Source organism: Pseudomonas sp. V98_8, assembly GCF_029967975.1.
GTDB lineage: Bacteria > Pseudomonadota > Gammaproteobacteria > Pseudomonadales > Pseudomonadaceae > Aquipseudomonas > Aquipseudomonas umsongensis.
Map to the genome: position 1 here is coordinate 42487 of NZ_JASCAE010000034.1, position 11805 is coordinate 54291.

Consider the following 11805-nt stretch of genomic DNA (forward strand, 5'->3'; position numbering starts at 1 on the left):
GGTGGCCAGTTTACCCAACTCGAAGCGAATCGGGCGCGAGAAAACGTGCGGCATCGCGCTGCAACTTGCGCTTAGTCGTGTTTTTTCATCAGGTGCGGGGAGATGTTCAGCGCGTTCGACTGGCGCGAGCGGCGGCGGCAGCGGCGCCACAGCCAGATCCCGAGGTACAGCACGAACAGGCCCAGGACCAGGATCACTGCCGCGCCCGCCCGGTTGGTGTTCAACTCGCCCAGGGCCGGAGCGTGGCCGAACAGGCTGGCGGCGCCGGCCATCGCCAGCAGCACGCCGCAGGTCGCCAGCAAGGCAGCGAAGGCTGCGCCGATTCGAAAACGCCAGTTGCTTTGGCCTTTGGGCCGTAAACGGCGAGCGTCAAAACCATCGGATAACTTCATTCCGACCTTCCTCAATGGGTATCGGCCCTTCGACCGGAAGTTGACCGGGATGTTCCTGAGGCTAAGACATTTACGGCATACGAGAGGCTTTTGCGGATGAGCGGCGGCATGGACCGCTCACGAACCGCCGATCAGACCAGGTCGTTGGTCAGGGCGAGGGCGGCAAAGTTGTCCGCCATGATCGCCATTTCGGTCTGCTGCACATGCTCGGCACTCAGGACGCCGCCTTTGTACGGCAGGTCTCGGGTGGCGCAGGCGTCTTCCACCAGGGTGCAGCGGAAACCCAGGTTCTTGGCTGCCCGCACGGTGGTACTGACACTGGAATGGCTCATGAAGCCGCACACCACCAGATCCACCGAGCCCAGGTCTTCCAGGCGTTTTTTCAGGTCCGTGCCATGGAACGCGCTGGGCAGGATTTTCTCGATCTTGATTTCCCCGGCCAGCGGTTCCAGCCCTGGAATGAACTGGCCGCGCTCGCCGCGTGGGTCGAACAGCCCCCCAACGGTGCCGAGGTGGCTGACATGCACGATCGGTCGGCCGGCCGCGCGGGCGGCAGTCACCAATTTCTTGATGTTCGCGACCGCCGCATCCATGCCGCTCAGGGCCAGGGGACCGCTGAGGTATTCTTTCTGGGCATCGATGATGATCAGGGTCGCATGACTCAGTTTGGCTGCTGCATAACCGCGGCCGCTGAGTTGAAACATCGTTTGTGGAACGGACATTCTGGGGCTCCTTCGGGTGGGGCTTTTGCGACATTGTCCTCTGGCTGAGCGCTTCTGTGAATCGCTACCATCGCAGGCACCGTCGTTACTGGCTTACAGCGTTGTCAAGTATTGAGTTTTGTTCAATAGCCGGCGATAAAACCAGATAATTCCTACATTTGTCCCGGTGTATTTCCTGCGTCGTCGGGACGCCGTTTGACTGGTAGAATCGCCCGTCGATTTTTCTGGAGTTTACCGTCGTGATCACTTCCCGCCTTCGTACCCTGCGTGACCATATCCGTTGGGCCGTCAGCCGCTTCCATGGGGAGGATCTGTTTTTCGGCCATGGGACCGACAACGCCTGGGACGAAGCCCGTCAATTGGTGTTGGGTGCGCTGCACTTGCCGTGGGAAATCTCCGACAGTTACCTGGACTGCAATCTGGAAGAAGACGAAGTGGCGCACCTGCAGAACCTGCTCAAGCGCCGGATCGAAGACCGCGTGCCGACCGCCTACCTGCTGGGTGAAGCCTGGTTCTGTGGCATGTCGTTCATCGTCGATGAGCGCGTATTGATCCCTCGCTCACCGATTGGCGAACTGATCGAAAACCGTTTCGCACCCTGGCTGGGCACCGAGCCTGCGCGAATTCTCGACCTGTGCACCGGCTCCGGCTGCATCGGTATCGCTTGCGCCTACGAGTTCCAGAATGCTGAAGTGGTGCTGGCCGACCTGTCCTTCGAAGCGCTGGAGGTGGCGAACCAGAACATCGAGCGCCACGGCGTCGACGAGCGTGTCTACACCGTGCAGGGCGATGGTTTCGATGGCTTGCCAGGGCAGCGTTTCGACCTGATCGTGTCGAACCCGCCGTACGTTGATGCCGAGGATTTCGCCGACATGCCGGACGAATACCAGCACGAACCGGAACTGGGCCTGGCCTGTGGTGATGACGGCTTGAACCTGGTGCGCCGCATGCTCGCCGAAGCGGCGGATCACCTGACCGAGAAGGGCTTGTTGATTGTCGAGGTAGGTAATAGCCAGGTGCACGTCGAGACGTTGTACCCGGAGGTCGACTTCGCCTGGCTGGACTTCGAGCGCGGCGGGCATGGCGTGTTCATGCTGACGGCTGAGCAGTGCCGCGATCATCAGGCCCTGTTCGCCTCCCGCGTCTGACTCAGATCGTTCCCACGCGCTGCGTGGGAACGATCAGCCGTTACCGTTACCGGTGCGTCGCAATCCAGATCAGCAACCCCGCCTGAAACACCGCAAACGCCACCAAACACGTAATGGTGAAGCGCAAACCGGCGTCTTCACGCTTGTATTTGCTGACCTTCTCCTCGTGTTTCTTGAGTTTGACTTCCTGCTCGGCCAGGTTCTGCTCGGCTTGCTGGAGCATCTGCGCCGCCTCGAGAATTTCCACGACTTGGACTTTCTCGGTGTTCCAGTCACTCAACAGGTCGCCGACCCTGACCTCCTTGACGCTGCCCTTCAAATGCTGGGCATCGGCATAGATCACGTCGAACCCGTGCACCCGCAAAAAGTGATCGCGGCGCAGGCGCGTGTCTTCGTTCAGCGCGTCCTTGTTGTTGAGATCGGTGCCGTCGACGGTGTAGCCAGGCCATCTTTTCTTCGCCCAGTTGATGCCGTGGGCGGCCATGAAACGGCCGATGCCACGGTTCAGTGGTTCGATTTGCAGGCCGCTGTCGGGTCCGAAATGCACGCGTTTTTCCGCGTGGTCGACCCATACGTCCAAATGATTCTGTTCCTTGCGCACGCGCTGGCCGGGCAGGGCGATGCTCATGCGCATCAGGCTGCGCAACTTGTCGTTGCGCTCGGCGTAGCCGAATTCGACAAAGCGCAGGGGCCGGCCACCGGTATTTCGGTCTGTCTGCAGCGGCGCCAGGCGGAGCATCTTGTGGTGCTCGACGTGGACGTCCGCCCAAGGCAGCTCGACCGCTGGCGGTACGTCTTTTTCAGCGGTGGTGTCGGGTGAAGTCTGGGTATCGGTCATAACGGCGAGATCCTGTCCAAGCTCGACTGCCGCCAGCCAGTACGCTGGCGACAAAGGCTTATCGGCCGTTTTCGACAAGACTGGAGAGCAAATTAGCTGGAGCGAAGCCCGTCAATGAATCCGAGGATGCGCGCGCCCAGCTCCGCCGCCAGTGGCAAATTCGGATCCTTGTAGGAGGCCAACTGGCGTTTGACGTCGTTGGGCACGATGCGCATCACGTGGTTCATGCCTTCGATCAGCGCCAGTTCGGCGTCCGGTTTGGCCGCCTTGAGCAGTTTGGCGTCGTTGACCCCGACCTGGATGTCATTGCTGCCCTGGATGATCAGTGCCGGCATTTTCAACTTCGCGAATGCGGCGGCGGGGTCCTGGCGGAACAGCGAAATCAGGTACGGCTGCACGCTCGGACGGAATATCACCTGCAGTGGCGGTGGCACGTTGTCGTCGGTTTTCCCGGCCTTGAGGCTGTCGAGCAGCTCATTGCTGCGCAACATCAGCGGGGGAGGCAGGCGATTGCCCAGTTGCTGGCGCAGGACCTGGTCGATCGGCCGTGCGCTGCCGGACACGGAAATCACCGCCGCCGCATTGACGCTGGGTGCCGCGAGGCTGGCGATCAAGGCCCCTTCGCTGTGACCCAGCAGGATCAGTTGGCCGAAGCGCGGATCGGTCTTGAGTTTTCGCCCCCAGGCTTCGGTGTCGGCCACATAGGCTTCCACTGACAGGTTGCGTTCGTCGGGGGTGGCCGCCAGGCTCGCCGCCACGCCGCGCTTGTCGTAGCGCACGCTGGCGATGTTGTGTTTGGCCAGCACCCAGGCCAGGCGCTTGAGGCTGTCATTGCGCCCGCCTTCGGGGTTGTTGCCGTCACGATCGGTCGGGCCGGAACCGGAAATGATCAGGACAACAGGCACCGGGGTGTCGGATTTAGGCAGCAGCAGCGAGCCGAAAAGCTCGCCGGTGCCGGTGTCCAGGGAGATTGGCCGCTGCAGGACAGTGGCCTGGGCGAAGCCGGAAATCAGGGTAAGGCTCAAGGCAAGAACTCGCAGCATTGTCGGGCCATCATCAAAGGGTGCCGGTTGGACTCGCAGGCAACCATAAGGTTCGAGGATGAACTAGTTGGATAGCCTGCGTATACTGGCGCGCATTACGTATTCAGGTTCATTTCACGGAGCGTCCTGCATGTCCGGCAATACCTACGGCAAGCTATTCACTGTCACCACCGCTGGCGAAAGCCATGGCCCGGCGTTGGTCGCCATAGTCGATGGCTGCCCGCCGGGGCTGGAGATTTCCCTGGAGGACCTGCAGCGCGACCTGGATCGACGCAAGCCCGGCACCAGCCGTCACACCACCCAGCGCCAGGAAGCCGACGAAGTCGAAATCCTCTCGGGGGTATTCGAAGGTCGCACCACCGGCTGCGCCATTGGCCTGCTGATCCGTAACACCGATCAGAAGTCCAAGGACTACTCGGCGATCAAGGACTTGTTCCGTCCGGCCCATGCCGACTACACCTACCACCACAAATACGGCGAGCGCGACTATCGCGGCGGCGGCCGCAGTTCGGCCCGGGAAACCGCGATGCGCGTGGCCGCAGGTGCGATTGCCAAGAAGTACCTGGCGACCCAGGGCATCGTCATTCGCGGCTACATGAGCCAGCTTGGCCCAATCGAAATTCCGTTCAAGACCTGGGACTCGGTGGAGCAGAACGCGTTTTTCAGTGCCGATCCGGACAAAGTGCCGGAACTGGAAGCCTATATGGACCAGTTGCGCCGCGACCAGGATTCGGTCGGCGCGAAGATCACCGTGGTCGCCGAAGGCGTGATGCCAGGCCTTGGCGAGCCGATTTTTGACCGTCTCGATGCGGAGCTGGCCCATGCGCTGATGAGCATCAACGCGGTCAAGGGCGTGGAAATCGGCGCCGGTTTCGCCAGCGTCGCCCAGCGTGGCACCGAGCATCGCGATGAGATGACTCCAGAAGGCTTCCTCAGTAATAACGCCGGCGGCATTCTCGGCGGCATCTCGTCCGGCCAACCGATCGTCGCGCACCTGGCGTTGAAGCCAACGTCCAGCATCACCACGCCGGGCCGTTCCATCGATATCCATGGCAACCCGGTGGACGTCATCACCAAAGGCCGCCACGACCCCTGCGTCGGCATCCGTGCCACGCCGATCGCCGAAGCGATGATGGCCATCGTGCTCATGGACCACCTGCTGCGTCACCGCGGCCAGAACGCCGATGTGCGTGTGAGCACGCCGGTGTTGGGCCAGATCTAAGCCAGCGGTGACGGCGCTCCCGTACTGGCGGCTGTCCAGCTTCTATCTGTTCTATTTCGCTTTGCTCGGTTCGACAGCGCCTTTTCTGGCGCTGTACTTCGATTACCTGGGATTCTCCGCGGCGCGCATCGGCGAACTGGTGGCCATCCCGATGCTGATGCGTTGCGTAGCGCCGAACATCTGGGGCTGGCTCGGCGACTATACCGGGCGGCGGCTGGCCATCGTGCGCTTCGGCGCCGTGTGCACGTTGCTGACGTTTTCGCTGATTTTCGTCAGCCAGACCTATGCCTGGCTGGCGATGGTCATGGCCTTGCACGCGTTCTTCTGGCACGCGGTGCTGCCGCAGTTCGAAGTCATCACCCTGGCGCACCTGCAAGGCCAGACCTCCCGCTACAGCCAGATTCGCCTGTGGGGCTCGGTTGGTTTCATCATTACCGTGGTCGCGCTGGGACGCTTGTTCGAATGGCTTAGCCTGGACATTTACCCCGCGGCGCTGGTGCTGATCATGGCCGGGATCGTGCTCAGCAGTCTGTGGGTACCGAACGCCCAGCCGGTCCAGGGCGAGCGATTGAGCGGCGACGGTTTCCTCGCGCAACTGCGCAGCCCCGGGGTGTTGGCGTTTTACGCCTGCGTAGCGCTGATGCAGATGAGCCACGGCCCTTATTACACCTTTCTCACGTTGCACCTGGAACGACTGGGCTACAGCCGGGGCGTTATCGGCATGCTCTGGGCCGTCGGCGTGGTCGCTGAAGTGCTGATGTTCATGGCGATGAGCCGGATCCTCGCGCGTTTCTCGGTACGGCGCGTGCTGCTGGCGAGTTTTCTGCTGGCGGCGTTGCGTTGGCTATTGCTCGGTTCGCTGGCCGAGTTTCTCTGGGTGCTGTTGTTTGCCCAGGTGCTGCACGCGGCGACGTTCGGCAGCTTTCATGCCGCGGCCATCCAGTTTGTGCAGCGCAGCTTCGGCCCACGCCAGCAAGGGCAGGGCCAAGCGCTGTACGCCGCATTGGCCGGCACCGGTGGCGCAATGGGCGCGTTGTATTCCGGTTACAGCTGGACGGCCCTTGGCGCCCCCTTAACCTTTAGTATTGCCAGCCTCGCCGCGTTGGCCGCAGCCGTTATCATTGCCACACGAATGCAAGAGGACACGCGTTCCCTCTTGAACCCTTAAGGAGTTGTCCTGATGAGCACCCTGTCCGTTTATCACGTTTCCAGCCCCGACGTACCCAACAAGGTGCTGACTCATTTCGAAGATATTGCCTCGACCCTCGCCGAGCAGGGCGTGCGCTTCGATCATTGGCAAGCCACGGCGAAAATCCGCCCCGGTGCCAGCCACGAAGATGTCATCAGCGCCTGCCAGGCGCCCATCGATACACTGATGACCCAGCACGGGTTGCGCGCGATCGATGTGATCAGCCTCGATCGCGATCACCCGCAAAAAGAGTCGATACGCGCGAGTTTCTTCGCCGAGCACCGCCAGGACGAAACCGAAGTCATGCTGTTCAGCGCGGGTAGTGCACTGTTGTCTGTATACATCGACGACTATGTCTACGCCGTGCTGTGCGAGAAAGGCGACCTGATTGTGCTGCCGGCCGGCACCCGGCAGTGGCTGGACATCGGCGAACAGCCCTATGTGGTGGCGATTCGTCTGTCCAGCAGCCAACCCTGGGTGGCCAATTTCACCGACGTCGACAACGCTGGACGTTTTCCGCGAATGGATGATTGAAAGCTGTTGGCGACCCACACAACTCAGGCCGTGAAGCGAAAGCTTGCACGGCCTGATGGTTTACCGCGGCGCAACCTTACAGCGAATGATAGGTCGGCAGGGCAAAGCGCTGCTGGCTTTGCAGCAGGGAGATTTGTGGCAATTCGCTGGCCTGTTCGGCCAGGTCGCGGCGAATGGCGCTGATGACCCACGACAGTTGATCGCCATTGTGCAGCTGCTGGTAGGAGATTGAGCGTTTGAATTCCTTACCCTCGCCGCGCAGGGTCAGCAGGATGCCGCCATCAGGTCGGTCCTGGGTGGTGACGTCGAAGTTGGAGAACAAGGAGGAAAATTTTTCTTGGATGAGGCTCATGTCTGTCAGCTCCGTTAGCTCTTGAATGGCAAGCATGGGGAGACTGTTGCAGTGATTGTGCCAGTATGTAGTTCTCTAAAATAATCATATAAAACAACGACATATAAAATCTGACGATTTTTGGTTTCGTGCAATCTGCATGAATGGCTATCGTGCATCCTGCATTTTGCGTGGTCGTCGGCGCTTCAATGGAACCATTTGCCGTACACGCGCTCACGATTTCAAACGTCGGTGTCGCGGATACAAAACATTTCAAAAACCGCGTGTACAGCCGCAGAACCGTTGACGTATTTTCGGGGTCATTCAATGCCGCCCGACAATAAGAAGAGCCAACGGGATCAGCCATGAGCCGCACGCCGCACGACACGATCACCTGGGGCATGATGCTCCGCAAGCTGCCTTCCATTGCCAAAGCCATTCCTCGCGTGGTCAAGGGCATGAAGGTCGCCAACGTCAAGGATCCGACCCAAGCGTGTGGCCTGGGCTGGAGTTTCGAGCAGGCTACCCTGCGTAACCCCGAAGGCCCGGCCTTGCTGTACGGAGAGGTGCGGCTGACATATGCCCAGGTCAACCGTTGGGCCAATCGCATCGCCCACCACCTGATTGCCCGAGGCATTGGCAAGGGTGACGTGGTGGCGGTCTTCATCGAGAACCGCCCGGAACTGCTGGTGACCCTTCTGGCGGTGGCCAAGGTCGGTGCCATCAGCGCTTTGCTCAATACCTCGCAAACCCGCGATGCCCTGGCCCATAGCCTGCACCTGGTGACACCCGCGGCCATTGTCGTCGGCGCGGAACTGGTGCCGGCCTACCTGGCGGTGCGAGAGCGGGTGCCGATCGAGATGGCGCGTATCTGGTTCGTCGCCGACCAGGACACCTACAGCCACCCCGGCATCGCGCCCGACGGGTTCGTCAACCTGATGACAGCCAGCGTCGATGCCTGCAGCGACAATCCCGCCAGTAGCCAGCAGATCTTTTTCGACGACCCTTGTTTCTACATCTATACCTCGGGCACCACCGGGCTGCCCAAGGCCGGGGTTTTCAAGCACGGGCGCTGGATGCGCAGTTGCGCAAGCTTCGGCATGATCGCATTGGATATGCGCCCAGAAGACATCGTTTACTGCACGTTACCGCTGTATCACGCCACCGGCCTGTGCGTGTGTTGGGGCTCGGCCATCAGCGGGGCGTCGGGGTTTGCCATCCGCCGCAAGTTCAGCGCCAGCCAGTTCTGGAACGATGTGCGCAAGTACCGGGCGACCACCCTGGGCTACGTGGGGGAGCTGTGCCGCTACCTGGTCGACCAGCCTGCCAGTGCCGACGACGGCAAACACGGCGTGACCAAGATGATCGGCAATGGATTGCGTCCCGGCGCATGGGGCGAATTCAAGACGCGCTTCGCGGTCGGGCACATCTGCGAGTTGTATGCCGCCAGTGACGGCAACATCGGCTTCACCAACATCCTCAATTTCGACAACACCGTGGGCTTTTCCCTGATGTCCTGGGAACTGGCCGAGTATGACCACGACAGCGGTGTGCCGATCCGTGGCGCCGATGGGTTCATGCGCAAGGTCGGCAAGGGCGGGCAGGGGTTGCTGCTGGCCAGGATCGACGACAAGGCGCCGCTCGATGGTTACACCGATCCGCATAACACCGAAAAAGTCGTGCTGCATGACGTGTTCGCCAAGGGCGATCGATACCTCAACACCGGCGACCTGTTGCGCAACATCGGTTTCGGTCATGCACAGTTTGTCGATCGCCTGGGCGACACTTACCGCTGGAAGGGGGAAAACGTGTCGACCACCGAGGTCGAGAACATCCTGCTGCAGCACCCGAACATTTCCGAGGCCGTTGCCTATGGCGTGGAGGTGCGCAACACCAATGGCCGGGCCGGGATGGCGGCGATCACGCCAGCGGAATCCCTGGCAACCCTGGACTTCGGCGAGCTGCTGGCTTTCGCCCGACAGCACCTGCCGGCGTACGCGGTGCCGCTGTTCCTGAGGGTAAAGGTGAAAATGGAAATCACCGGGACTTTCAAATACCAGAAGACCCGGCTCAAGGACGAAGCCTTCGACCCTGGCAGGACCGGCGATGACCCGATCTACGCCTGGTTGCCGGGCACCGAGACCTATGTGCAGGTCACCGGGCAGGTGCTGGCGGACATCCAGGGTGGCAAGCATCGTTATTGAAAGAAGCGTTATTGAATTGGGCTATGGCCGCGCAACAGAAAAAACAAGTGACAGTGGCGAGCACCGTCGGGAAACTATCGGCTTTGCGAAAAACTGAAAGTGGAGCGTTCAATGTCTGACAAAAGCCGCCAGATGACCCCCGAAGAAGCCGCCGAGTTTGCCGAACAGGTCTTCAACAAGGCGCGCGAGGGTGATGCGGCCATGATGGCTGCGCTGCTGAGCAAGGGCCTGCCGCCGAACCTGCGCAATCACAAGGGCGACACCTTGCTGATGCTGGCCGCTTACCACGGCCACGTGGACACGGTAAAAGTCTTGCTTGAGCACAAGGCTGATCCGGAAGTCCGCAACGACAACGGCCAGAGCCCGATTGCCGGCGCGGCATTCAAGGGCGACCTGGCCGTGATCAAGGCCCTGGTCGAAGGCGGCGCCCAGGTCGAGGGCTCGTCATTCGACGGGCGCACTGCGTTGATGATGGCCGCGATGTTCAACCGTGTCGAAGTCGTCGACTACCTGATCAGCAAAGGCGCCGACCCGAAAGCCAAGGACGCCAACGGCATTACCGCGCTGGATGCTGCCAAGACCATGGGCGCCGTCGATACCGTGGCGCAACTGGAGAAATTGCTCGGCTGATGGCGTTTCGGGCCAGGTTCGATGTGCGCGCGGACCTGGCCTGGCAGCCTCAGTAGACCCAGACCTCGACCCGCCGATTCCTGATCCGTCCTTCATCCTCGCTATTGGCCGCCACCGGCATTTCGGCGCCAAAACCGCGAATGTCCCGCAGTACCACGCCGCTTTTCACCAGTTCGCGGCGCACCGCCATGGCCCGCAACTTCGACAGCAGGTCGGCGCGTGCCGGATCGAGCTTGGCATCGCCGAACCCGACCAGCGTTACCCGGCGATCGGTCTTTTCGTGCTGCTTCATATAGTCGAGGACCCGTGACAGGTCCTGTCGGGCCTTGTTGTCCAGGCTGGCGCTGCCTTCTTCGAAACGAAAATTCACTGTCAGGCGCATGGCGTGGCGGCTCAGTGCCTGGTAGCCCTCGGGCATCAACGCATTCGGCGTGACGCTCATGGCCTGGATCGTCTGGGCGACGAAACCGTTGGCCGCGACGATCGCCTGGCCTTTCTGACTTTGCGCGAAGGCCACCAGTGCTTCGGCCCAAGGGTTTAAGCGCTTGGGGGGCAGGTAAAAAAACAAGCGCCGCGACAGCGGATAGTCTTCAGTGGCAATCAGGCTGTTGAGTGGCAACATGGCCATGGACTGGCCGTCGGCAATCGCCACGGCCTTGGCCGAGCGCACGTAGGGCAGGCCGATAAAGCCGATGCCGTGCGGGTCCTGGCTGACTGCGTCGGACAACTGTTCGCTGGACTCGAATCGTTTTGCGCTTGCGCTCAGGGTTTTGCCATGACCACTGAGCACCAGTTCCCTGAACGTATCGTAGGTGCCGGACTGATCGTCGCGCGCATAGAGATGGATGGCCCCGCCGTGGCCACCGAGCTCCTCCCAGGTTTTCACCTCACCGCTGAAAATGCGCGCCAGTTGCTCAGTGGCGAGGGTGTTCAACGGGTTTTGCGGATGGAGGATGATTGCCAGCCCGTCGATGGCGATGACTTGTTCGGCGTTGGCGCCTTTCAGGTCGCCCAAGGGTTGCAGGTTGACCAGCTCGCTGTCCTTGATCGGCCGGGAAGAGGCAGCGAGATCGGCACTGGCCGCTTTCAGCGCGCTGAATCCGGTACTGGAGCCATGGGCCGCCAGTTGCACTTCGACCCGGCGGCCTTGTTCGGTTTCACCGACGATACGCGATTCATTGGGCTGGTCCGTCGCTTCGCTGTGCACCTTGAGCAGACCCTGCTCACGCATCAGGCCCTCGACCAGCGCCGGCCCCAGTGCCGCGCCAATGGTGTTGGAGCCCTGGATACGCAGCACCGGACCTTGCCCGGGAATCGGCAAGGCGCTGGCCGCCACCGACAACGGCAGCCAGGTGCAGAGGATCAACAGGAGCAAACCGCGTAGCGACATGCCGGCACCTTTCAAGACCAAGGGAAGTGCCGGGAGAATAAGTCAGAAAGATTTCCGAAAGATGACAGCTCTGTCTGCCACCCATGCTTTGATCGTTCCCACGCAGAGCGTCACTAGTGTCCGGTAAACATGTTTCATAGCTGAAGGCTGCCTTGGGCAGCC

General features: G+C 61.1%; 11 protein-coding genes and 1 pseudogene. 6 read left to right on the top strand and 6 right to left on the bottom strand.

Features of this window, described 5'->3' with window-relative positions:
- Positions 1–71 precede the first annotated feature (71 nt).
- Entirely contained in the window at positions 72–392 is a 321-nt protein-coding gene (locus QLG10_RS09625) for a hypothetical protein (RefSeq protein WP_110754910.1), read from the bottom strand.
- Between the two features lie 131 nt (positions 393–523).
- The gene (locus tag QLG10_RS09630) at positions 524–1114 is read right to left on the bottom strand and encodes a cysteine hydrolase family protein (RefSeq protein WP_008057272.1); all 591 of its coding nucleotides are present in this window, start codon (positions 1112–1114) and stop codon (positions 524–526) included.
- 239 nt (positions 1115–1353) lie between these two features.
- Here QLG10_RS09630 and prmB point away from each other — a divergent pair, with 239 nt between their 5' ends.
- Positions 1354–2262, top strand: a complete 909-nt coding sequence (gene prmB, locus QLG10_RS09635; RefSeq protein ID WP_110754909.1) for a 50S ribosomal protein L3 N(5)-glutamine methyltransferase — start codon at positions 1354–1356, stop codon at positions 2260–2262.
- A gap of 46 nt (positions 2263–2308) precedes the next feature.
- On the opposite strand, the gene QLG10_RS09640 is transcribed toward prmB, so the two are convergent.
- Positions 2309–3100: a hypothetical protein gene (locus QLG10_RS09640; protein ID WP_248677834.1), complete on the bottom strand. Its 792-nt coding sequence runs from the start codon at positions 3098–3100 to the stop codon at positions 2309–2311.
- A 92-nt stretch (positions 3101–3192) separates the two neighbouring features.
- Positions 3193–4190 (bottom strand): annotated as a pseudogene (locus QLG10_RS09645) (alpha/beta fold hydrolase).
- An 83-nt stretch (positions 4191–4273) separates the two neighbouring features.
- On the opposite strand from QLG10_RS09645, the gene aroC reads away from it, so the two are divergent.
- Genes aroC through QLG10_RS09660 form a run of 3 tightly spaced genes read left to right on the top strand, consistent with a single transcriptional unit; the run spans position 4274 to position 7088 of the window.
- The gene (gene aroC, locus QLG10_RS09650; RefSeq protein WP_110754907.1) at positions 4274–5365 is read left to right on the top strand and encodes a chorismate synthase; all 1092 of its coding nucleotides are present in this window, start codon (positions 4274–4276) and stop codon (positions 5363–5365) included.
- 7 nt (positions 5366–5372) lie between these two features.
- Positions 5373–6533 carry an MFS transporter gene (locus QLG10_RS09655; protein ID WP_188263596.1) on the top strand — a complete coding sequence of 387 codons (1161 nt, stop codon included), beginning with the start codon at positions 5373–5375 and terminating at the stop codon, positions 6531–6533.
- Positions 6534–6545: 12 nt separating this feature from the next.
- Entirely contained in the window at positions 6546–7088 is a 543-nt protein-coding gene (locus QLG10_RS09660) for an acireductone dioxygenase (protein ID WP_282487152.1), read from the top strand.
- Positions 7089–7164: 76 nt separating this feature from the next.
- On the opposite strand, the gene QLG10_RS09665 is transcribed toward QLG10_RS09660, so the two are convergent.
- Positions 7165–7440, bottom strand: a complete 276-nt coding sequence (locus tag QLG10_RS09665; RefSeq protein ID WP_110754904.1) for a DUF3509 domain-containing protein — start codon at positions 7438–7440, stop codon at positions 7165–7167.
- 344 nt (positions 7441–7784) lie between these two features.
- On the opposite strand from QLG10_RS09665, the gene QLG10_RS09670 reads away from it, so the two are divergent.
- Together QLG10_RS09670 and QLG10_RS09675 are read left to right on the top strand one after the other, a co-directional pair.
- Positions 7785–9623, top strand: coding sequence for a long-chain-acyl-CoA synthetase (locus QLG10_RS09670; RefSeq protein ID WP_188263594.1), 1839 nt, complete (start codon positions 7785–7787; stop codon positions 9621–9623).
- 111 nt (positions 9624–9734) lie between these two features.
- Entirely contained in the window at positions 9735–10253 is a 519-nt protein-coding gene (locus QLG10_RS09675; RefSeq protein ID WP_168757673.1) for an ankyrin repeat domain-containing protein, read from the top strand.
- A gap of 49 nt (positions 10254–10302) precedes the next feature.
- On the opposite strand, the gene QLG10_RS09680 is transcribed toward QLG10_RS09675, so the two are convergent.
- Positions 10303–11643: a phosphate ABC transporter substrate-binding/OmpA family protein gene (locus tag QLG10_RS09680; protein ID WP_110754902.1), complete on the bottom strand. Its 1341-nt coding sequence runs from the start codon at positions 11641–11643 to the stop codon at positions 10303–10305.
- Positions 11644–11805: the final 162 nt, after the last annotated feature.